The organism is Streptomyces xiaopingdaonensis, assembly GCF_000262345.1.
GTDB classification, from domain to species: domain Bacteria; phylum Actinomycetota; class Actinomycetes; order Streptomycetales; family Streptomycetaceae; genus Streptomyces; species Streptomyces xiaopingdaonensis.
This window is the reverse complement of sequence record NZ_AJTQ01000125.1, coordinates 22,693-44,456: the sequence shown is the minus strand read 5'-3', so window position 1 is coordinate 44,456 and position 21,764 is coordinate 22,693. Positions and strand designations below refer to the sequence as shown.

The window sequence follows — 21,764 nt, the reverse complement described above, 5'->3', positions numbered from 1 at the left end:
CGTTCGCACCACGGGACCAGTCGGCACCGAAGGAGGCGGGCCCGCACCCCGCACAGCCGCACGAAGCCCGCGCCACGCCCCCGGCGGGCACAGCCGGCACCCCACTCACCGAGCACACGGACGAGCAGCCCGACCTCCCGTCCGCTCCGCACTCCGTCCCGTCGGCACCGCCGGACCAGCCGTCACCGACGGAGAACCACGCACGACCGCCCGAGCCCCCGACCGGCACGCCGCTCCCCCGGAAGTCAACCGAGCAGCCCGATTCCCAACCCTCCCCGAACGCCGACTCGTTGACGCCACCGAGCCAGCCGGCACAGGCGCAGGCCGACGCACACCCCGCACCACCGCACCAGCTCCGCACCACGCCACCGGCGAACACGACCGGGACAGCATCCCCCGAGCGAACAGCCGAGCACGCCGACCCCCAACCCACCAGAGACCCGTTGACAGCGACGGACCGCACAACGCAGACGGACACCGACGCGCACCCCGGGCCCCTCTCCGCCACGGACGACCCGGCGGCTACGCAGCCCTCTGCCCCGGAGACCCCGACACGCCAGAAGCAACCCACCGCACCACCCCCGCGCACCACCACCGAACTCACCGGCACCCGGCCGCCCGTACCCTCCGCGCCCGAAGCACCGACCGAGCGTCCGAACCGTACGGAGACAGCCGACGAACCACCGGACCCGCAACGCCCGCGATCCCAGCCGGGGTTGACGCCTTCCCCGCCCCGACGGCGGGACGCCGGAACCGGGGGCGAGCAGGTCCTCGACCTCGTCTGCGTCGGAGGCGGCCCGTTCAGCCTCTCGCTCTCGGCACTCGCGGACTCCGTGCCGGGGCTGCGTACCGCGTGCTTCGAGCGGGAGCGTGCCTTCCGATGGCATCCGGGCCTGCTGATCGAGGGCGCCACCCTCCAAGTCCCGTTCCTCGCCGACCTCGTGACCCTCGCCGACCCGGCGAGCCCGTGGTCGTTCCTGCGCTTCCTGCGCGACAGGCGGCGGCTCTTCCCCTTCTACTTCGCCGAGCGCTTCCACATCGAACGCACCGAGTACGACGCGTACTGCCGCTGGGTGAGCGACGGGCTCGCGGAGCGGGCGGTCGGCGCGCCGGGGACGGGCCCGCACTACGGGCACCACGTGGACGCCGTCAGGTGGAACCCCCGGCGGGCCCTGTTCGAGGTGGACTTCACCCGGCTCGACGCGGGCGGCGGCACGGGCTCTCCGGGGCGCGCAGCGGCGCGGAACGTGGCGCTGGGGATCGGCACCGAGCCGTACGTCCCCGAGGCCCTGCGCCCGCTCGCGGAGAGCGACTCGGTCCCCGTGGTGCACTCCGCCGAGTACCTGGACCATCGCGAACGGCTCCTGGCGGCCGAGCACGTCACGGTCGTCGGCTCGGGGCAGTCGGGGGCCGAGGTCTTCCTCGACCTGCTCCGTCGCCGTCCCGCGGGGCACGAGGGCCTCCACTGGCTGACGCGCAGTCCCGCCTTCGCGCCGATGGAGTACAGCAAGCTCGGCCTGGAGCACTTCACCCCCGACTACACCCGCTACTTCCACTCGCTCCCCGAGGAGGCGAGGGACTCGCTCCTGCCGAAGCAGTGGCAGCTCCACAAGGCGGTCGACGCGGAGACCCTCGCCGCCGTCCACGAGGAGCTCTACCGCCGTACGGCCGGAGGCAGTTGGCCGGACGTGGTGCTCACCCCCGGGGTCGGTGTGCGCACCGCGGGACGCCTCGGCACCACGCACCTGGAGCTGCACCTCGTCCACGCCGAGCAGCGGGAGCGCGGGCGCCTCCTCACCGACGCGGTCGTCCTCGCCACCGGCTACCGCGAGCGCCCGTCCGACGGGCTCCTCGCGGCCCTCGACCCGCACCTCTCCAGGGACTCCTCCGGCCGCCCCCTCGTCACCGCCGACTACCGCCTGCGGCTCGACACTTCGGTGGCCGGCTCCGTCTACGTGCAGAACGGCGAGCGGCACACGCACGGCGTCGGGGCCCCCGACCTGGGCCTCGCGGCGCACCGCAGCGCGGTGATCCTCAACTCGCTCACCGGCGAGGAGCACTTCCCGCTCCCCGCCCGCACCGCGTTCACCAGCTTCGGCCTGCGCGAACCCGACCCGGGCACCCCCAGCACGCGGGCGCCCGGACGCCTGGGGGACGTGCGTCCGATGCCGGCGCCCTCCGTGGGCTGAGCCACGACGGGTGAACGCTCATCAGAGCAGGGCGCCGCACACCTTTCAAGTCTTGTCAACACCCTTTAAGAGAAAGGCCGTTGCGCCGTCGCTCGGGCACAGTTACCTACCCGCAGGTAAGCCGTAGGCTCGCAGCATGCGCCGAGCAAAGATCGTCAGCACACTTGGTCCGGCCACCGACTCGTACGAGCAGATCAAGGAGCTCGTCGAGGCCGGCATGGACGTGGCCAGGTTCAACATGAGCCACGGTACGCACGCCGAGCACGAGGAGCGCTACCACCGGGTGCGCGGCGCAGCCGAGGAGACCGCACGCAGCGTGGGCGTCCTCGCGGACCTTCAAGGCCCGAAGATCAGGCTCGGCCGCTTCCAGGAAGGACCCGTGTTCCTCGAAGCCGGGGACGAGTTCACCATCACGGTCGAGGAGGGCTGCGAGGGCGACCGCACCAGGTGCGGGACCACCTACGCCGGTCTCGCCGAGGACGTCGCCCCCGGCGAGCGCATCCTCGTCGACGACGGCCGCGTCGGCCTCGAAGTCAAGGCCGTCGAAGGCCCGTTGGTGCACACCGTCGTCGTCGAGGGCGGTGTCGTCTCCGATCACAAGGGGCTCAACCTGCCCGGCGTCGCCGTGTCGGTCCCCGCGCTCTCCAAGAAGGACGTCGACGACCTCCGGTGGGCGCTGCGCACCGGCGCCGACCTGATCGCGCTCTCCTTCGTCCGCAGCGGCGAGGACGTCCGCGAGGTGCACCGCGTCATGGAGGAGGAGGGCCGACGGCTCCCCGTCCTCGCGAAGTTGGAGAAGCCGCAGGCCGTCGAGGAGTTGGAGTCGATCGTCGACGCCTTCGACGGTGTCATGGTCGCCCGTGGCGACCTCGGCGTGGAGATGCCGCTGGAGACGGTCCCCCTCGTCCAGAAGCGGGCGATCAAGCTCTGCCGCCGGAACGCGAAACCGGTGATCGTCGCGACGCAGATGCTCGACTCGATGATCGACTCCTCCCGGCCGACGCGCGCCGAGGCGTCGGACGTCGCCAACGCCGTCCTCGACGGCACCGACGCGGTGATGCTCTCCGGAGAGACGAGCGTCGGCAAGTACCCGATCGAAACCGTCCGCACGATGGCGCGCATCGTCGGCGCCGCCGAGGACGAGGTGCTCGCCAAGGGGCTGCCGCCGCTCACCGAGCGCAGCAAGCCCCGTACCCAGGGCGGGGCCGTCGCCCGCGCCGCCGCGGAGATGGGCGACTTCCTCGGCGCCAAGTACCTGGTCGCCTTCACCCAATCCGGGGACACGGTCCGCCGCCTCGCCCGCTACCGCTCCCCCATCCCCGTCCTCGCCTTCACGCCCGACGCCGCCACCCACTCCCAACTCGGCCTGAGCTGGGGCGTGGAGACGTTCCTCGGCCCGACCGTCGCCTCGACCGACGAGATGGTCGACCAGGTCGACGAGCAGCTCCTCAAGCTCGGCCGCTGCCGGCGCGGCGACCTCGTCATCATCACGGCCGGCTCACCGCCCGGCGTCCCCGGCTCGACGAACCTGGTGCGGGTGCACCGGATCGGCGAGGACGACGCCGAGGGGTGAACGCCCGCCGTCCAGGGAGGGCTTGAAGTAGGGGCCCGTCCCAGCGCCGCCTGTCGCCGCAGCGGAAGCGGGGCTCACGGGACGGCGGCGGAGGGCCGGGGCGCCTCTCGCGCCGTCAGCGCGAGGACGAGCCGCCGGGGCAGAACGCGCATCAGGGTTGCGGCGAGGGCGTTCGCGCGTCCCGACACGACGGTGGGCCGCCGCTTGCCCAGCGCACGGAAGGCCGCGTCGACGACCTGTTGCGGAGTCTGGAAGCGAACCCCGTCGGTGGACGTCCCCGAAGTCCCGTAGAACTCACTGCTGGTGGGGCCGGGCGACAGGCACAGCACTCGCAGCCGGCTACCGCGCCCCTCGGCCCACAGCGCCTCGGTGAAGGAGACCACGAAGGCTTTCGCCGCCGCGTAGACGGCCATCCCCGGCATCGGCGCGTACCCGGTGAGGCTGGCCACATTGAGCAGCAGCCCCGCTTCGGCGTCGAGCAGGTCGGGCCAGAGTGCTCTGGTCAGATCAGTAAGGGCGGTGACGTCCACGGCGATCTGCCGGGCCGTCTCCTCCGCATCGGCCCGGGCGAACGCCCCGGACCTGCCGTACCCGGCGCAGTTCACCAGTGCGCCGGCGACGACGCCCTCCTGCGCGAGCCGGTGACGCAGCGCCCGACCGGGCCGGGGAGCGGTGAGGTCCAGCGCGACGGGTGTCACCCTCACCCCGTGCTGCTCCCGCAACTCCGCCGCGAGGCGTTCCAACCGCTCGACGCGCCGGGCGACCACGACCAGGTCGTCGCCCCGGCTCGCGAACCGGCGTGCGAACTCCTCGCCGATGCCGGAACTCGCTCCGGTGACGACCGTGACCCTCCGCATGAAACCCCCAAGGTTGACAGCTGTCAAGTACCGGTTCCGCACGGTACATTGACACCTGTCAACCAACAAGGCCCGGAAGCGCACGGAGGATGGGAATGGCCGTCGGCACGGCGGGCAGGGGCGGCCGCGACCTGCGGCAGTCCCTGATCGAGGCGGCATCGAGGCTGCTGCAGGAGCCCCGCACCGCCCCCGCCCCCTCGCTCCGCGCGGTCGCCCGCGCCTGCGACGTCTCGGCGACCGCCGTCTACCTGCACTTCGACTCGCGGGCGGCGCTCATCGACGCCGTGCTCGAGATGCACTTCGCCGAGGCACGGGAACGGGCCGAGGCGGCGGTGGCCGCAGCCGCAGGGCCGCGGGAGCGTCTCGACGCGTTCGCTCTCGCCTACGTCGGCTGGGCGCTGGAGCGTCCCGGCCCGTACCAGTTGCTCTTCGAAAGCGTCGACTGGCTCAAGGGGACCGGCGCCGTCCGTGCGTGGATGGAGGAGCGGACGGCCTCCCTGGCCGACGACCTGCACGCGGTCGACCCCGGAATCGGCCCGGAGGAGGCGCTGGAGCGGGGCGAACAGCTCTGGACGGCCCTCCACGGCATCGTCGCGGGCCGCTCACGCCGGGGAGACCACGTGTGGCCCCGCGAAGTCGCCGAGGAGGTCGTCGGCATGGTGGCGATCTTCGCCGGCGCTCAGCGCCTCGGCACACCGCCTCCGTCAACGCGCACCCCGAAGCGCCCCCCACGTACGCCCCGTTGAGCAGTCGTGTCCCGAGCGGCGGGACGGGAGCGATACTGCGGACCCCGGGCTGCCGTCGCGAACTCCCACAGGAACCCGAGCACTTGACGCGGCAGCGACCGAGCGCCGCAGGACCGCGTGCGCCCTCAGCCGACCGGCGTGTCCTGGCTGCCCACGCCCTCCTCCGCGATCCGCTCGTGGTGCCGGATCACCTCGGCGATGATGAAGTTGAGCAGCTTCTCCGCGAAGGCGGGGTCGAGCTTGGCGTCCTCGGCGAGGCTGCGGAGGCGGTCGATCTGCCGGGACTCGCGGGCCGGGTCGGCCGGCGGAAGACCGTGCCCCGCCTTGAGCCTGCCGACGCGCTGGGTGCACTTGAAGCGCTCGGCGAGCATGTGGACCACGGCCGCGTCGATGTTGTCGATGCTGTCCCGCAGCTCCGCCAGCTCGTCGCGTACGGCGGTGTCGATCTCGTTGTTCTCCATCGGCCGGTGCTCTGCTCCCGTGTCGTCGCTGCGGGCTGTGCGGTGGGCGGCACGCGCACCGCACAGCGCACCCTAGCCCAGGTTCGTCGAGTGCCCGTCCGCTGCGGTGGTCCCCGCCGAGGAGAGCAGGCTCACGACCGTCGGCCGTCGGCGCGCATTCGGCGGTCGCAGGCGAGGAGGACGAGCGCACCCGCGATACGGCAACCGCTTTCCGGACCGCCCGCCGGGAGCCGTACATCCGCCCGTAGAGTGGAACGACCGCAGGCGCGAGGGTCCGAGGTGGTAGGCGATGGGCACGGGTAGCGGGCGCGGCGCGGCCGACCCGGTCGAACACGGCTTTCCGCACCTGGAGACGGTCCGCGACGCCATCGCCGCCCTCCACCGCCGCCTGTCGTACGAGACCCTCAGAACCTGGGACCCGAGCCTCTCCCCCGCCGAGGTCGCCTTCGCCGACGACGACGAACTCCACCTCGGCGTCCAGCAGGTGGCCGCTGCCGTCGTCCGCCACTACCGGCTGCCCGAGGCCCGGGTGATCGTCAGCTTCCGCGAGATGGAGCACGCGGCCAACGTCGAACTGGAGGCGGGGCCCGAGTACTTCGTCGAGCTCAACACGCGGTTCAAGACGCACCGCAGGGACGTCGGCGCCGCCCTCGCGCACGAGGTGGCGCACGTACTGCTGCACCGGCTCGACCTCGCCTTCGACACCGTCGGCGAGAACGAGATCCTCACCGACACGGCCGCCGCCTACCTCGGCGCCGGCTGGCTCCTCCTCGACGCCTTCCGCCAGGACGCGCTCACCTCGCAGAAGCTCGGCTACCTCACACCGGAGGAGTTCGGCTACGTCCTCGCCAAGCGCGCCGAGCTCAACGGCGAGGACCCCGCCGTCCGGTTCACCAGCCCGCAGGCGTACGACGCGTACGTCGCGGGCCGCGCCCTCGCCGCGCGCGACCGGCGGCAGCCGCCGCTCACGGCCGCCGGTTGGGCGACGCGCGCCCGGTACGCCAAGGACCGCAAGCTCGCCCTCGCCGGCCGCCCGCCCGTACCGCGGCCGAACGCCGCCTACGCCTTCGACTCCGGCTCGCCGCCCCGCGTCTCGTTCCGCTGCCCGACCTGCCTCCGCCGTATCCGGATACCGGTGCGGGGCAGGGTGCGTGCCCGGTGCTCGTCGTGCCGCTCGGTGCTGGAGTGCGACGCCTGAGGCCGGGCCGGACGGGCGCGCGGTCCTCCGTCGCGTAGGTTCGGGTGCCATGAGTCCTACGATCGCGACCAACACCCCCGTCGGCCTCGACGACCTCCTGGAGTTCGTCCGGCCCAGGCACCGCGCCGTCCTGCTCACCACCCGTACCGACGGCACCCCGCAGGCGTCGCCCGTCACCTGCGGAGTCGACCAGGAGGGGCGGATCGTCGTCTCGACCTACCCGGAGCGCGCCAAGGTCCGCAACGCGCGGCGCACGCAGCGGGCGAGCGCCGTCGTCCTCTCCGACGAGTGGAACGGGCCGTGGGTACAGGTCGACGGCGAGGCGGAGGTGATCGATCCGCCGGAGTCCGTCGAGCCGCTCGTCGAGTACTTCCGGGCGATCTCCGGCGAGCACCCGGACTGGGACGAGTACCGCGAGGCGATGCGCAAACAGGGCAAGTCCCTGCTGCGCCTCACCCCGACCCGCTGGGGCCCGGTCGCCACCGGCGGCTTCCCCGCCCACCTCGCCGAGGACTGACGAGGGGCCGAGCGCGTCCGGCGGGACGCTCGGCACACGCCGGGCGCGGTAGTCGGCCGCGTCGCGGGGAGCCGTCCCCGACGGGGCCGTCGTGCGGCCGACCACCGTGCAGAGATGCCGAATCCGCGTCGGCCTAACGCCCCTTCGCCTTCTGCTCCTTCTTCTGCGCCCGCACCTTCTCCAACGTCTCGGGGCCCGTCACGTCGGCGGCCGAGCGGTAGGTGCCGTCCTCGCCGTACGGGCCCGCCGCCTCGCGCCAGCCCTGCGGACGGACGCCGAGCTGCTTGCCGAGCAGGGCGACGAAGATCTGCGCCTTGGCGTCGCCGTAACCGGGCAGGGCCTTGAGTCGGCGCAGCAGGTCGCGCCCGTCGGAAGCGCCCTCCCAGACGGTCTCGGCGCTGCCGTCGTAGTGCTCCACGAGGTACTGGCAGAGCTGCTGCACGCGCTTCGCCATGGAGCCGGGGAAGCGGTGCACGGCGGGCTTCTCCGAGAAGAGCTGCTCCAGCTCCTCGGGGTCCATCGCGGCGACGGCGCGTGCGTCGAGGCCGTCGTCCCCGAGGCGCCGGGTGAGTTCGTACGGTCCTGCGAAGGCGCGTTCCATGGGCACCTGTTGGTCGAGGAGGGAGCCGACGAGGAGCGCCAGAGGGCTGCGGCTCAGCAGGGCGTCGGCGTCGGGCTGCTGCGCCAGGTGGAGCGTGTGGTCCATGGCGTCGATGGTCGCCCCGGGAGACCCGCCGCGCACGCCGCGGCACGCGGAACCCGGCGCCCACACGCGTAACGCCCCCGGCATCTGGGCAGCGTACGGCCGAAACAGCCCCGAGTCAGAGTGCGCAGCGCATCGGTGATCAAGCACGTACGAGACGGAGGCTCCCGTGTGCGACTTGCACGATCCCCACGAAAGCGTCGAGCAGGCGAAGCAGGCCGCCGAGACGATGGCCGCAGGCGGCATGAGCAGGCGCCGCATCATGCAGCTCCTCGGCGCCGCCGGCGTGACGACGGCCGCAGGCGCCGCGACGGCGGACCCCGCGATGGCTGCGGCGGCCGGCCCGGCGGCCGGTGACGGCTACGAACCCCCGAAGGGCCTCGCCAAGGACTCCCCCGCCAAGACCTCGGCGCTCTCCTGGATCGAGCGCCAGGAGAAGCGCATCGTGGGGCTCAACGACGAGATATGGGAGAACGCCGAGCTGAGCCTGCGCGAGTGGAAGTCCTCGCTCGCCCAGGCCGACTTCCTCGAACAGGCGGGCTTCGACGTGGAGTTCGGCACCGCCGGCTTCCCCACTGCGTTCACGGCGACCTTCACGAGCGGCTCGGGCGGCCCCGTCCTCGGGTTCAGCGGCGAGTACGACGCGCTCCCCGGCCTCTCGCAGCGCAAGGGCGCGGGCGAGCACGCACCGCTGGAGTACATCCACGACCCGTTCTCCCCCACCTACGGCCCCGGGCACGGCTGCGGCCACTGCGCGCTCGGCACCGCGGCGGCAGCGGCGGCGGCAGCGGTCGCGCGTGCGGCGAAGCAGCACGGGCTCGACGTCACCGTGAAGTTCTTCGGCTCGACCGCGGAGGAACAGCTCATCGGCAAGACCTACGCGGTCAGCAAGGGCGTCTACGACGACCTCGACGCCTTCCTCGACTGGCACCCCTCGACAGCCAACGCCACCGGCTGGGACACCTCGACGGCGATGACAGCCGTGACCTTCACCTTCCTCGGCGTCGCCGGGCACGGCGGCAGCCCGCTCGGCAACAAGAGCGCGCTCGACGCCGCCGTGATGATGGCGACGATGTCGGAGTTCCTCCGCGAGGAGGCGATGGCGCCCTCGGCACGGCTGCACTGGGCGATCGTCAACGGCGGGGACATCCCCAACGTCACCCCGGAGAAGGCGGAGATCTCCTACTACGTCCGCGAGGGGAGCCCGGAGCGCGTCGAGTCGCTGCTGGAGAAGGTGATCGCCGTCTCCGAGGCGGCGGCGAAGGCGAGCCGTACGAGCGTCCGGCACAAGATCACGTCGGCGTGCTGGAACCAGCTTCCCTCCCGCTCCTTCGCCGAGCTGATGTACGACAACATGCGGCAGATCGGGCCGCCGGACCACTCCGACGAGGCCCAGCGGATCGCCAAGTCCCTGCAGAAGTCCCTCGGCCTCCCGCAGAAGGGCCTCCACGACGAGATCGGCGAACTCACCCCGCCCAACCCGGTCTTCAACGGCGGCGGCTCCACGGACGTCGCCGACATCAGTTGGCAGGTGCCGACGGTCTCGCTCGGCACGGCGCTCGCACCCGTCGGCTCGAAGATGCACACCTGGTCGACGGCGTCGTGCGCGGGTTCGGCGCCCGGGCACGCGGCGCTGCTCGCCGCGGCGAAGTACCTCGCGGCGACCGCGCTCGACCTGGTCGTGCAGCCGAAGCTGCTGAAGGCGCTGAAGAAGGAGTTCGCCGAGCGCACCGAGGACGTCGACTGGAAGACGGCCCTCCCCGACGGATACGAGCCGCCGATGTACGAACCGCCGTCCTGGTTCCTCGAGAAGACGGGCCAGAGCTGGCCGCCCGAGAACATCACCTGGCCCCCGGCGCAGGTGATCAGCAAGGAGAAGTTCTCCTCGCTGGGGCCCGAGTTGGAGCCCCAGTACTGAGGGCGTGACGGCAGCGCCCCGCACCCGGCAGCGCGATGCGGGCGCGGGGCACCGCCCGTGCGGCCGCCGCCGGGCGGTGGCCGCACGGGTGCGGGGGTCAGACGGTGAGCGCCCGGTCCGTCGGCCGGATCGGCGCCGGGAGCGCGCTCGCGCCGCCGGCGAGGTGCCGGTCGACGCCCTTCGCCGCGGAGCGCCCCTCGGCGATGGCCCAGACGATGAGGGACTGCCCGCGCCCGGCGTCGCCCGCGACGTACACGCCGGGGACGTTGGTGGCGAACTCGGCGTCGCGCGCGACGTTCCCGCGCTCGTCGAGGTCGAGGCCGAACTGCTCGACGAGGCCGTTCTCCCTGTCGATGCCGGTGAACCCCATGGCCAGCGTGACGAGTTGGGCGGGGATCCTCCGCTCGGTGCCCGGCTTCTGCGTCAGCTTGCCTTCGACCATCTCGACCTCGACCAGGTGGAGCCACTGGACGTTGCCGTCCTCGTCGCCCTCGAAGCGGGTGGTGTTCACCGAGTAGACGCGCTCGCCGCCCTCCTCGTGCGCCGAGGTGACCTTGTAGAGCATCGGGAAGGTCGGCCACGGCTGGTGCGGCGCGCGCTCCTCGCCCGGCTTCGGCATGATCTCCAACTGCGTGACGGAGGCCGCGCCCTGGCGGTGCGCGGTACCGACGCAGTCGGCGCCGGTGTCGCCGCCGCCGATGACGACGACGTGCTTGCCCTCCGCGGAGATCGGCGGAGCGACGTAGTCGCCCTCCTGGACCTTGTTGGAGAGCGGCAGGTACTCCATCGCCTGGTGGATGCCGTTCAACTCGCGTCCGGGCGCCGGCAGTTCGCGGGCCGTGGTGGAGCCGGCCGCGATCACGACGGCGTCGTGGCGCTTGCGGAGCTTCGCCGCGTCGATGTCCCGGCCGATCTCCACGCCGGTGCGGAACTTGGTGCCCTCCGCGCGCATCTGCTCGATACGGCGGTTGATGTGCCGCTTCTCCATCTTGAACTCGGGGATGCCGTACCGCAGCAGCCCGCCGAGGCGGTCGGCGCGCTCGTAGACGACCACGGTGTGCCCCGCGCGGGTCAACTGCTGCGCGGCGGCGAGCCCCGAGGGCCCGGAGCCGATCACCGCGACCGTCTTCCCCGAGAGGCGCTCGGGCGGCTGCGGCGTGACGAGGCCGCCGGACCACGCCTTGTCGATGATGCTGACCTCGACGTTCTTGATCGTCACCGGCTCCTGGCTGATGCCGAGGACGCAGGCCGACTCGCACGGCGCGGGACACAGCCGCCCGGTGAACTCCGGGAAGTTGTTGGTCGCGTGGAGCCGTTCGCTCGCCGCCGACCAGTCGTCCCGGTAGGCGTAGTCGTTCCACTCGGGGATGAGGTTCCCCAGCGGACAGCCGCTGTGGCAGAACGGGATGCCGCAGTCCATGCAGCGCCCCGCCTGCTCGCTGACGATCGGCAGCAGCGAGCCGGGGACGTGGACCTCGCTCCAGTCCCTGACGCGCTCCTCGACGGGGCGCGACTGGGCGCCCTCGCGCTCGGTGGTGAGAAAGCCCTTCGGGTCAGCCATGGGTCGCCGCCTCCATCATCTTCTCGTGGGTCTCGGACTCGGAGAGTCCCGCCCGCTCGGCGGCGTCCTTGGCGGCGAGCACGGCCTTGTAGGTGGGGGGTAGAACCCGGCTGAACCGGGCGGCGGTCCGCTCCCAGTCGGCGAGGAGCCGCTCGGCGACGGTGGAACCGGTCTCCTCGAGGTGGCGGCGCACCACGCCGTGCAGCCACTCCAGCTCGTCGGCCCCCGGTACGCCGACGGCGTCCCGCAGGCCGGGGTTGACGCGGTCGGGGTCGAGGTCGAGGACGTACGCGGTGCCGCCCGACATGCCGGCGCCGAAGTTCCGCCCCGTCTCCCCGAGGACGACGGCGGAACCGCCGGTCATGTACTCGCAGCCGTGGTCCCCGACACCCTCGGCGACCACCGTGGCACCGGAGTTGCGGACGCAGAACCGCTCGCCCACACGGCCGCGGAGGAAGACCTCGCCACCGGTCGCGCCGTAGCCGAGGGTGTTGCCCGCGATCGTCGAGTACTCGGCGAGGTGGTCGGCCCCGCGGTCGGGGCGGACGACGAGGCGCCCGCCGGAGAGGCCCTTGCCGACGTAGTCGTTGGCGTCGCCCTCCAGCCGCAGCGTGACGCCGCTCGGCACGAAGGCGCCGAAGGACTGGCCCGCCGAGCCGGTGAAGGTGACGTCGATGGTGTCCTGGGGGAGCCCGGCGCCGCCGAACTTCCGGGTCACCTCGTGGCCGAGCATCGTGCCGACCGTGCGGTTGATGTTCCGGATCGCCAGCTGGGCGCGGACCGGCTGCGCCTGCTCGGCGGTCTCCGCGTTGAGCGCGTCGGCCGAGAGCTTGATGAGCTGGTTGTCGAGCGCCTTCTCCAGGCCGTGCTCCTGCGGGATGGCCCGGTGCCGCGCCGCGCCCTCGGGGAGCTCGGGCACGTGGAGGAGCGGCGCGAGGTCGAGGCCCTGCGCCTTCCAGTGGTCGACGGCCCTGCTGGTGTCGAGGAGTTCGGCGTGGCCGACGGCCTCGTCGAGCGACCGGAACCCGAGCGCGGCGAGGAGCTCGCGGACCTCCTCGGCGATGAACTCGAAGAAGTTGACGAGGTGTTCGGCCTTGCCCGTGTACCGCTCGCGGAGCACGGGGTTCTGCGTCGCGATGCCGACCGGGCAGGTGTCCAGATGGCAGACGCGCATCATGACGCAGCCGGAGACGACGAGCGGCGCCGTGGCGAAGCCGTACTCCTCGGCGCCGAGCAGCGCGGCGACGAGCACGTCGCGGCCGGTCTTGAGCTGCCCGTCGGTCTGCACGACGATGCGGTCGCGCAGGCCGTTGAGGAGCAGCGTCTGCTGGGTCTCCGCGAGCCCCAACTCCCAGGGCCCGCCGGCGTGCTTGAGGCTGGTGAGCGGCGAGGCACCGGTGCCGCCGTCGTGCCCGGAGACGAGCACCACGTCGGCGTGGGCCTTCGAGACGCCGGCCGCCACGGTGCCGACGCCGACCTCGCTGACGAGCTTGACGTGGATGCGGGCCTGCGGGTTGGCGTTCTTCAGGTCGTGGATGAGCTGGGCGAGGTCCTCGATCGAGTAGATGTCGTGGTGCGGCGGCGGCGAGATGAGGCCGACGCCCGGCGTCGAGTACCGGGTCTTCGCCACCCACGGGTAGACCTTGTGGCCCGGGAGCTGCCCGCCCTCACCCGGCTTGGCGCCCTGCGCCATCTTGATCTGGATGTCGTCGGAGTTGACGAGGTACTCGGAGGTCACACCGAACCGTCCCGACGCGACCTGCTTGATCGAGGAGCGCCGCTCCGGGTCGTAGAGGCGCTCGGCGTCCTCGCCGCCCTCGCCGGTGTTGGACTTGCCGCCGAGGCGGTTCATCGCGACGGCGAGCGTCTCGTGCGCCTCCTGCGAGATGGAGCCGTACGACATCGCGCCGGTCGAGAACCGCTTGACGATCTCGCTCGCCGGCTCGACCTCCTCCAGCGGGACCGGCCGCCGCTCGCCCTCCTTGAGGCGGAAGAGCCCGCGGAGCGTCATCAGGCGCTCGGACTGCTCGTTCACGCCGTCCGTGTACTTCTTGAAGATGTCGTAACTGCGGGTGCGGGTGGCGTGCTGGAGCCGGAAGACGGTGTCCGGGTCGAAGAGGTGCGGCTCGCCCTCGCGGCGCCACTGGTACTCGCCGCCGATCTCCAGCGCCCGGTGTGCCGAGGCGATCCCGGTCGCCGGGTACGCCTTGGCGTGCCGGGCCGCGACCTCCTTGGCGATCGTCTCGAGCCCCGCACCGCCGATCTTGGTGGTGGTGCCGTGGAAGTAGGTGTCGACGAAGGACTCGTCGAGCCCCACCGCCTCGAAGACCTGCGCACCGCGGTAGGAGGCGACGGTGGAGATGCCCATCTTGGACATCACCTTCAGCACGCCCTTGCCGAGCGCCTTGATGAGGTTGCGGATCGCCGCCTCCGGCTCCATGTCACCGGGGAGGAAGGTGCCCGCGCGCACCAGGTCCTCGACCGACTCCATCGCCAGGTACGGGTTGACCGCGGCGGCGCCGTACCCGATGAGCAGGGCCGCGTGGTGCACCTCGCGGACGTCGCCCGCCTCGACGAGCAGCCCCACCTGGGTGCGCTGCTTGGTGCGGATCAGGTGGTGGTGGACGGCCGAGGTGAGGAGCAGCGACGGGATCGGCGCGTGCTCGGCGTCGGAGTGCCGGTCGGAGAGGACGATCAACCGGGCGCCGGACTCTATCGCCGCGTCCGCCTCGTCGCAGATCTCCCGGAGGCGGGCGGCGAGCCCCGCGCCGCCGTCGGCGACGCGGTAGAGGCCGGAGAGGGCGGCCGAGCGGAAGCCGGGGAGGTCGCCGTCGGCGTTGATGTGGATCAGCTTGGCGAGCTCGTCGTTGTCGATCACCGGGAACGGCAGGGTGACGCTGCGGCAGGAGGTGGCCGACGGCTCCAGCAGGTTGCCCTGCGGGCCGAGCGGCGAGCGGAGCGAGGTGACGAGCTCCTCGCGGATCGCGTCCAGCGGCGGGTTGGTGACCTGCGCGAAGAGCTGGGTGAAGTAGTCGAAGACGAGCCGGGGACGCTCCGAGAGCGCGGCGATCGGCGAGTCCGTGCCCATCGAACCGATCGGCTCGGCGGCGGACTTCGCCATCGGCGCCAGCAGGACGCGCAGCTCCTCCTCGGTGTACCCGAAGGTCTGCTGGCGGCGGGTGACGGAGGCGTGGGTGTGCACGACGTGCTCGCGCTCGGGCAGGTCGGCGAGGGCGATCAGGCCGGAATCCAGCCACTCCTCGTACGGGTGCTCGGCCGCGAGCTGCGCCTTGACCTCGTCGTCCTCGATGATGCGGTGCTCGGCGGTGTCGACGAGGAACATCCGGCCCGGCTGGAGCCGGCCCTTGCGGACGATCCGCTCCGGCTCGATGTCGAGGACCCCGACCTCGGAGCCGAGCACGACGAGCCCGTCGTCGGTGACCCAGTAGCGGCCGGGACGCAGTCCGTTGCGGTCGAGTACGGCGCCGACCTGGGTGCCGTCGGTGAAGGTGACGCAGGCCGGGCCGTCCCAGGGCTCCATGAGCGTCGCGTGGTACTCGTAGAAGGCCCGGCGGGCCGGGTCCATCGTCTCGTGGTTCTCCCACGCCTCGGGCACCATCATCAGTACCGAGTGCGGCAGCGAGCGTCCGCCGAGGTGGAGCAGCTCCAGGACCTCGTCGAAAGTGGCCGAGTCGGAGGCGCCCGGCGTGCAGAGCGGGAAGATCCGCGAGAGGTCGGCGGCGGCCTCGGGGGTCGCGTCCTTCGCCGCGAAGAGCGCGCTGGAGAGCTGGGATTCCCGGGCGCGCATCCAATTGCGGTTGCCCTGGACGGTGTTGATCTCGCCGTTGTGCGCGATGAACCGGTAGGGGTGGGCGAGGGGCCAGCTCGGGAAGGTGTTGGTGGAGAACCGGCTGTGCACCAGCGCGATCGCGGAGGCGAACCTGCGGTCGGAGAGGTCGGGGAAGAACGGCTCCAGTTGGCCGGTGGTGAGCATCCCCTTGTAGACGACGGTGCGCGAGGAGAGCGACGGGAAGTAGACGTCCGCGTCGTGCTCGGCGCGCTTGCGGAGGACGAAGGCGATCCGGTCGAGCGCGACGCCGTCCCGCTCCCCCGCCGCGTCGGCGACGAAGAGCTGGCGGAGCTGCGGCAGGGTCTCGCGGGCACCGGCGCCGAGGAGCTCGGGGGCGACCGGTACGTCGCGCCAGCCGAGGACGCGCAGCCCCTCCTCGTCGGCGAGCTGCTCGATCCTCGCGACGGCGGCGGCTGCGTCCGCCTCGTCCGCGGGGAGGAAGGCGATGCCGACGGCGTACGCGCCCGCGGCCGGCAGCGCGAAGTCGGTGACCTCGCGGAGGAAGGCGTCCGGGATCTGGACGAGGATGCCCGCGCCGTCGCCCGTGTCCGGGTCGGAGCCGGTGGCGCCCCGGTGCTCCAGGTTGCGCAGGACGGTGAGACCGCGTTCGACGAGCTGATGGTCGGGCTCGCCTGTCAGGGTCGCCACGAAGCCGACGCCGCAGGCGTCGTGCTCGTACCTGGGGTCGTACATGCCCTGCTTGGCAGGGTGGGCCAAAGCCGCCAATGGTGCTGCACGCATCGGCTCTCCCGTCGTCTCGTGGCAATCGCACGCGCCGAGGGACGACGTTGGCCCTCTGCATGAACAAATTTTCGCGCAGGTTACATCATCACCCCCTTCCCGCTGCACGGAAACCCTGGACCACCATGCGGACGCACGGGGATGCCCGGGGTGTGTGCACGGAGGTGCCGTGCGAGGGAAGGGGGGTCTGTGGACCCGCTGTCTCAAAAGGGTGCGGAAGGTCTCCGCTCAAGTACGCGCTACGCCCCGGGCTTCGTTGCCCTGGGGACTTCCGGCTTCTGCCCGGCACGGAAGAAACGCAAACCGTCGAGTAACACGGGATCATGCCCGGAGGTCGCGGAGCAGGCCGTGGCTCAGCCCACGGCGACGCCGAAGAGCGCCCCGAGCCCGTACGTCAGTGCCGCGGCACCGCCGCCGAGCGCAAGCTGGCGCAGCCCGCTGAACCACCAGCTTCGCGCCGTCACCTTCGCGACGACCGCCCCGCAGAGGAAGAGCCCCAGCAGCGCCACGACCACGGCGGGCAGCAGCGCCGTCGCCCCGAAGAGGTACGGCAGCACCGGCAGCACCGCGCCCGCGCCGAAGGCGAGCAGCGAGGAGACGGCGGCGACCGCCGGAGAGGGCAGGTCGTCCGGATCGACGCCCAGTTCCTCGCGGGCGTGCACCTCCAGCGCCCGCTCCGGGTCCCGATGGAGCTGCCGCGCCACCTCCCTCGCCAGCTCCGGATCGACGCCGCGCCCCTCGTAGACGGCGGCGAGCTCGCGCACCTCCGCCTCCGGGTTCTTCCGCAGCTCCCGGCGCTCGACCTCCAACTCCGCCTGCACCAGCTCCCGTTGGGAGGCGACGGAGTGGTACTCGCCCGCCGCCATCGAGAAGGCACCGGCCGCGAGTCCGGCGAGGCCGGAGAGCACGATCGTCTGGGGCGAGGCGGAGGAGCCGGCGACGCCCGTCATCAGGCCCAGGTTGGAGACGAGCCCGTCCATGGCGCCGAAGACCGCGGGCCGCAGCCATCCCCCGCTCACGTCGCGGTGGTGCGGCGTACCGTCCGCCGCCTCGCCGTGCTCCGGTTCGGCTATGCCGGTGCTCATGGTGGTGACCCGCTCCCTTCGACGACGGAAGCCGGCGCTCCGGCGCCGCGTCTCCCAGCTAGAAGGTAGGCACACTCCCGCCGGCCGCGCCAGCAAGGAAGGCCGAACTAACCGCGCTGACCTGCGCCTTCACCGAAACCCCACCCCGCACCCCCGGCCGCGGAACCGCGGATGCGGACCGGCGGGAGGCGGTGGACGATGAGCCGCGTGTACGCAGCAAACGCCCCGCGCCGGCAGCACCGGTGAACGCCCGGCGCCGCGCCTACGCGCACGACGAGCCGCCACCCGAACCCCGGGCGGCCGACCCGTCGGGCCCCCGCGCCCAGTTGACGCTCCTGCTCCTGGCGACCGCTTCCGGCAGCGTGGACGCGCTCGCCTTCACCGCGCTCGGCGGCGTCTTCGCCGGGGTGATGACGGGGAACCTCGTGCTCGGCGGCGTCGCGGCGGCAGGTGCCGCACCGCCCGGGCACGTCTGGTCCGCCGCCTGCGCCCTGGGCGGGTACGCGGTGGGCACAGCGGCCGTCGCGCTGCTGACGCACTGGGCGCGGTCGGCACCGTCCGCGGAGCCGGGGCGGCTGTGGCCGCGCCGGGTGAGGATCGCCTTCGGCGCCGAGGCGGTGGTGCTCGCCGTGCTCGCCGGGTGCTGGATGGCGGCCGGGTCCGCGCCCGCCGACCGCTGGCAGACGCTGCTCGTCGTCGGCTACGCGACCGCCATGGGCGCACAGGCGACGGCGCTCCTCGCCGCCGGCCGCAGCGGTGCCCCGACGACGTACTTCACCAGCACCCTCACCACCCTCCTCGCCCGCCTCGCGACGGGGACCGCCCGGTCGGCCGGCGCCCGCCCGTCCGACCTGTGGATCGCCGCGCGCCTCGCCTGCCTCGTCGCCGGCGCGGGCGGCGCCGTGGCGCTGCATGCCGCGGTGGCGGCGCCTGCCGCGCTGCTGCCGGTGGGGCTCGTCGGCGCGGCAGGGGCCGTCACGGTCGTGGGTGACCGCCTCGACCCCCGCACGCACGGTCGAAGTTGACGACTAGGCCGCGCTCGGGCCGCGGCCTTCGGGGCTGCCGCCCTCCTCGCTCGAGCCCTCGCCGGATGCGGCGGAGGCGTCCCCGCCCGTCTCCCCTTCGCGGCGCTCGCCCGCGTCGACCGGTTCCGCCTCGCCGCGCCGCTCGGCGGCGCGCTGCGCCTCCCTGCGCTGCTCGGCCTCCTCTATCGCCTCACCGAGCTCGTCGAGGACGAGTCGCTGGCGGTCGAGCCGGCCGCGGTAGCCGGCGCGGCCGACCATGTGCGCGGCGACCGGCGTCGTCACCAGCTGGAAGATCGCGATCACGATGAGCGTCGTGACGTCGACGGCGGTGCGCAGCCAGAGCGCGGCGCCGCCGAGGACGAACAGCAGACCCAGCGCCTGCGGCTTGGTCGCCGCATGCATGCGGGTCAGTACGTCGGGGAGGCGGATCAGTCCGATGCCGGCGACGAGGCAGAGCAGCGCCCCGAGGAGCATGAGGACGGCGCCGGTCCAGTCGACGACCGCGGCCCAGTTCATCGGTTCTTCCCCCGTCCGCCGCCGTTCGTGCCGTCGCTGCCCTCGCTGCCTTTGCGGCTCCTGGGCCGGGTCGACCACGAGCCGACGTTCTGCTCCGCGAGGGTGTCGGCGCTCTTGCCCGCGTACCGGCTCTCGTCGACGTCGGTCGTCCCCGCCTCGTCCCGCAGCGTCATGAACCGCGCGATCGCGACGGAGCCCGTGAACCCGAGGAAGGCGAGGACGAGCATCACCGGCAGGTAGAACGGCACGTGCTGGACGGCGGTGTAGACGCCGATCCCCGCCATTATCACGGAGACCAGCGCGTCGAGCGCGACCGCGCGGTCGAGGGTGGACGGGCCGATCGCCAACCGCGCGGCCACCAGGACCCCCGCGGCGATGAGGACCGCCGCGACCACGAGCATCATCACGTCCACGGGCCGATCACCCTCTCCGCTGTCTCGGCCGCCTCCATGGCGGCGACGTCGTCGGGCGTGCCGAACGCGCGGACCACCCGGGCCTCCAGGCGCAGCACCTCGTGCACCGCCCGCTCCCGCTCGGCGAGGCTGTCGGCGCCGAGCACGTGGATGTAGAGGGTGCCGGTCGCGCGGTGCACCTCCAGCACGGTGCTGCCGGGGACGGCGGAGACGGCGATGGCAGTGCCCGTCATCATCAGGTCGCCCGGGCAGCGCATCCGCACCCGCAGCACGGCCCAGGAGGGCTTGCTCTGACCGAGGATGAAGCGGTTCAGCCGCCAACTGGAGATGAGCATGTCGAGCACGAAACGCGCAAGGAACCTGGTGACTCCCAGCGGATGCAGGCGCGCCTGCGTCTCGATCGGCGGCAGCGGGAAGGCGACGCAGACGAGGACGCCCACGAGGAGCCCGGTGAGGACGTTCGCCACCGAGAGTTCGCCCCAGAGCAGCACCCACACGATCATCAGCCCGACGATCATGGGCCACTGTGTCGCGCGGAACCGCCCCGGCGCCTGCTCTTTGAACCTCTGCGGAGAGGTCACCTGTCCATCACCGCCGATACGTACGGGGTTCGCTCGATGAGCTCGTCGGCCGTGCGCCCGGTGAAGTCGAAGAGCGGACCGGCGAGGGCGGTGAAGGCGAGTCCGAAGAGGACCAGCCCCACCGTGGAGCCGATCATGCTCGCGGGGAGCCGGGTCGTCGTGGTGACCTGCTGGCCGCCGAAGGTCGCCGCCTGCGTGTGCCCGGCCGGCGCGGGCGCCTCTTGCCTGCCGGTGTCGGTGGCGGTGCCCACCGCCGCGTGCGCTTCCTCGGGTGCGCGTCCCGAGCCTACCGGCGGCTGGGAGGCGGGCGCACCGGTGTCGAACGCGGTGCCGGTCTCGCCCTGCTCGCGGCTCGCCTCCGCCTCGGACTCGTCGGTCTCCTCGTCGGTCTCCTCGGAGTCCAACACGGCGCCCACCTCGTAGAGTTCGGCCGGCGCCGCGCGCCAGAAGGCGAGGTTCCAGACCTTCGCCATCGCGTAGAGCGTCAGCAGCGAGGTGAGGGTGCCCCCGGCGACGAGCACGTACGCGAGGACGCTGCCGTCGGCGACGCCCGCACGCAGCAGGCCCAGCTTGCCGAGGAACCCGGAGAGCGGGGGGATGCCGGCGAGGTTCATCGCGGGGATGAAGAAGAGGACCGCGAGCAGCGGCGAGAGCGTCGCCAGCCCGCCGAGCCGTTGGAGGTCGGTCGAGCCGCCTCTCCGCTCGATCAGCCCCACGACGAGGAAGAGCGTCGTCTGCACGGTGATGTGGTGGGCGACGTAGAAGATCGCCCCTTCGAAGCCCTCCGGGGTCGCCAGCGCGATTCCGAAGATCATGTATCCCATGTGGCTGATCAGCGTGAAGGAGAGCAGCCGCTTGAGGTCGGTCTGGGCCACGGCCCCGACGATGCCGACGAGGAGCGAGAGCAGCGCGACGATCATCAGCACGTCGGTGAGCCGGGTGCCGGGGAAGAAGAGCGTCTGCGAGCGCAGCATCGAGTAGACGCCGACCTTGGTGAGGAGTCCCGCGAAGACGGCCGTCACCGGGGCGGGCGCCGTCGGGTACGAGTCGGGCAACCAGGCGGCGAGCGGGAAGACCGCGGCCTTGATCCCGAAGACCCCGAGGAGCCCGATCTCCATCAACGTGGTGACGCCGTCCGGCAACTTCTCGATCGCCGCCGGCAGTTCGGCCATCGTCACGGTGCCGGTGGCCCCGTAGACCATGACGATCGCCACCAGGAAGAGCACCGAGGAGAGGAGCGAGACGATCGCGTACGTCGCCCCGGCGCGGATGCGCGCGATGGTGCCGCCGAGCGTCAGCAGCACGAAGCTGGCGACGAGCATGATCTCGAAGCCGACGTACAGGTTGAAGAGATCGCCCGCGAGGAAGGTGTCCGAGACGCCGGCGACGAGCACCAGGTACGACGGGTGGAAGACGCTGAGCGGCGTCGCCCCTTCCCGGTCCGCCATGCCCTGGCCGTTGGAGTAGACGAGTACGCCGAGCGTCACCGACGTCGAGACCACGAGCATCAGCGCGGAGAGCCGGTCGGCGACGAGCACGACCCCCACGGGGGGCGCCCACCCGCCGGCGTACATCACCTGCGGGCCCTCTTTGTCCGCCACGACGAGCAGCACCAACGAGACGATCACGACGAGCGACAGCACGACGATGCTGATGGCGCGCTGGGTGCGCTGGAGGCGCAGCCCGATGGCGAGCTTCAGCCCGGCCGCGAAGAGCGGCAGGATCACGGGCAGGGGGACGAGTGCGGAGGCGACGGAGGCGGCCTCCGAGGGTCCGGCGCTCATGGGCGCTCCCTCGCAAGGTCGGGGTGTGCGGGTGCCGGGCGCGGGT

17 protein-coding genes are annotated in these 21,764 nt (G+C 72.4%); 7 read left to right on the top strand and 10 right to left on the bottom strand.

Features of this window, described 5'->3' with window-relative positions; genetic code table 11:
* Positions 1 to 716: 716 nt before the first annotated feature.
* Together UWG_RS31690 and pyk are read left to right on the top strand one after the other, a co-directional pair.
* Positions 717 to 2,189: a lysine N(6)-hydroxylase/L-ornithine N(5)-oxygenase family protein gene (locus UWG_RS31690; RefSeq protein WP_050988543.1), complete on the top strand. Its 1,473-nt coding sequence runs from the start codon at positions 717 to 719 to the stop codon at positions 2,187 to 2,189.
* A 136-nt stretch (positions 2,190 to 2,325) separates the two neighbouring features.
* A complete protein-coding gene (gene pyk, locus UWG_RS0110085) occupies positions 2,326 to 3,762 on the top strand; it encodes a pyruvate kinase (RefSeq protein WP_016907084.1) in 1,437 nt (478 codons plus the stop codon).
* 74 nt (positions 3,763 to 3,836) lie between these two features.
* Here the strand turns inward: pyk and UWG_RS0110080 are convergent, their stop codons facing one another.
* On the bottom strand, positions 3,837 to 4,619 hold the full coding sequence (locus tag UWG_RS0110080) for an SDR family NAD(P)-dependent oxidoreductase (RefSeq protein WP_016907083.1): 783 nt from the start codon (positions 4,617 to 4,619) through the stop codon (positions 3,837 to 3,839).
* 95 nt (positions 4,620 to 4,714) lie between these two features.
* Here UWG_RS0110080 and UWG_RS0110075 point away from each other — a divergent pair, with 95 nt between their 5' ends.
* Positions 4,715 to 5,365 (top strand): TetR/AcrR family transcriptional regulator, encoded by a 651-nt coding sequence (locus tag UWG_RS0110075; protein ID WP_016907082.1) that lies wholly within the window; start codon positions 4,715 to 4,717, stop codon positions 5,363 to 5,365.
* A gap of 125 nt (positions 5,366 to 5,490) precedes the next feature.
* Here the strand turns inward: UWG_RS0110075 and UWG_RS0110070 are convergent, their stop codons facing one another.
* Positions 5,491 to 5,826 (bottom strand): chorismate mutase, encoded by a 336-nt coding sequence (locus UWG_RS0110070; protein WP_016907081.1) that lies wholly within the window; start codon positions 5,824 to 5,826, stop codon positions 5,491 to 5,493.
* 289 nt (positions 5,827 to 6,115) lie between these two features.
* On the opposite strand from UWG_RS0110070, the gene UWG_RS0110065 reads away from it, so the two are divergent.
* Both UWG_RS0110065 and UWG_RS0110060 read left to right on the top strand, forming a co-directional pair.
* The gene (locus tag UWG_RS0110065; RefSeq protein WP_016907080.1) at positions 6,116 to 7,024 is read left to right on the top strand and encodes a hypothetical protein; all 909 of its coding nucleotides are present in this window, start codon (positions 6,116 to 6,118) and stop codon (positions 7,022 to 7,024) included.
* Between the two features lie 49 nt (positions 7,025 to 7,073).
* Positions 7,074 to 7,541, top strand: coding sequence for a PPOX class F420-dependent oxidoreductase (locus tag UWG_RS0110060; RefSeq protein ID WP_016907079.1), 468 nt, complete (start codon positions 7,074 to 7,076; stop codon positions 7,539 to 7,541).
* A gap of 133 nt (positions 7,542 to 7,674) precedes the next feature.
* Here the strand turns inward: UWG_RS0110060 and UWG_RS0110055 are convergent, their stop codons facing one another.
* The gene (locus UWG_RS0110055; RefSeq protein WP_016907078.1) at positions 7,675 to 8,247 is read right to left on the bottom strand and encodes an HhH-GPD-type base excision DNA repair protein; all 573 of its coding nucleotides are present in this window, start codon (positions 8,245 to 8,247) and stop codon (positions 7,675 to 7,677) included.
* Between the two features lie 166 nt (positions 8,248 to 8,413).
* Between UWG_RS0110055 and UWG_RS0110050 the strand changes: the two genes are divergently transcribed.
* Positions 8,414 to 10,162 carry an amidohydrolase gene (locus UWG_RS0110050; protein WP_016907077.1) on the top strand — a complete coding sequence of 583 codons (1,749 nt, stop codon included), beginning with the start codon at positions 8,414 to 8,416 and terminating at the stop codon, positions 10,160 to 10,162.
* Between the two features lie 97 nt (positions 10,163 to 10,259).
* Here UWG_RS0110050 and UWG_RS0110045 read toward each other — a convergent pair whose 3' ends face one another.
* The 3 genes from UWG_RS0110045 to UWG_RS0110035 all read right to left on the bottom strand — a co-directional run bounded on the left by UWG_RS0110045 (position 10,260) and on the right by UWG_RS0110035 (position 17,399).
* A complete protein-coding gene (locus tag UWG_RS0110045) occupies positions 10,260 to 11,723 on the bottom strand; it encodes a glutamate synthase subunit beta (RefSeq protein WP_016907076.1) in 1,464 nt (487 codons plus the stop codon).
* Entirely contained in the window at positions 11,716 to 16,266 is a 4,551-nt protein-coding gene (gene gltB / locus UWG_RS0110040; RefSeq protein ID WP_016907075.1) for a glutamate synthase large subunit, read from the bottom strand. Before gltB ends, UWG_RS0110045 begins: the two co-directional genes overlap by 8 nt.
* 401 nt (positions 16,267 to 16,667) lie before the next feature.
* Entirely contained in the window at positions 16,668 to 17,399 is a 732-nt protein-coding gene (locus UWG_RS0110035; protein ID WP_016907074.1) for a VIT1/CCC1 transporter family protein, read from the bottom strand.
* A 242-nt stretch (positions 17,400 to 17,641) separates the two neighbouring features.
* Between UWG_RS0110035 and UWG_RS29800 the strand changes: the two genes are divergently transcribed.
* Positions 17,642 to 18,424 carry a DUF1275 family protein gene (locus UWG_RS29800; RefSeq protein WP_050988542.1) on the top strand — a complete coding sequence of 261 codons (783 nt, stop codon included), beginning with the start codon at positions 17,642 to 17,644 and terminating at the stop codon, positions 18,422 to 18,424.
* A 3-nt stretch (positions 18,425 to 18,427) separates the two neighbouring features.
* On the opposite strand, the gene mnhG is transcribed toward UWG_RS29800, so the two are convergent.
* The 4 genes from mnhG to UWG_RS0110010 are packed head-to-tail and all read right to left on the bottom strand — an operon-like array spanning position 18,428 to position 21,718.
* On the bottom strand, positions 18,428 to 18,940 hold the full coding sequence (gene mnhG / locus UWG_RS0110025) for a monovalent cation/H(+) antiporter subunit G (RefSeq protein WP_016907072.1): 513 nt from the start codon (positions 18,938 to 18,940) through the stop codon (positions 18,428 to 18,430).
* Positions 18,937 to 19,344, bottom strand: coding sequence for an MrpF/PhaF family protein (locus UWG_RS29795; protein WP_106429947.1), 408 nt, complete (start codon positions 19,342 to 19,344; stop codon positions 18,937 to 18,939). The genes mnhG and UWG_RS29795 overlap by 4 nt, the downstream gene beginning before the upstream one ends.
* Entirely contained in the window at positions 19,344 to 19,934 is a 591-nt protein-coding gene (locus tag UWG_RS0110015) for a Na+/H+ antiporter subunit E (RefSeq protein WP_029391326.1), read from the bottom strand. Before UWG_RS0110015 ends, UWG_RS29795 begins: the two co-directional genes overlap by 1 nt.
* Positions 19,931 to 21,718: a Na+/H+ antiporter subunit D gene (locus UWG_RS0110010; protein ID WP_016907069.1), complete on the bottom strand. Its 1,788-nt coding sequence runs from the start codon at positions 21,716 to 21,718 to the stop codon at positions 19,931 to 19,933. Before UWG_RS0110010 ends, UWG_RS0110015 begins: the two co-directional genes overlap by 4 nt.
* Positions 21,719 to 21,764 lie beyond the last annotated feature (46 nt).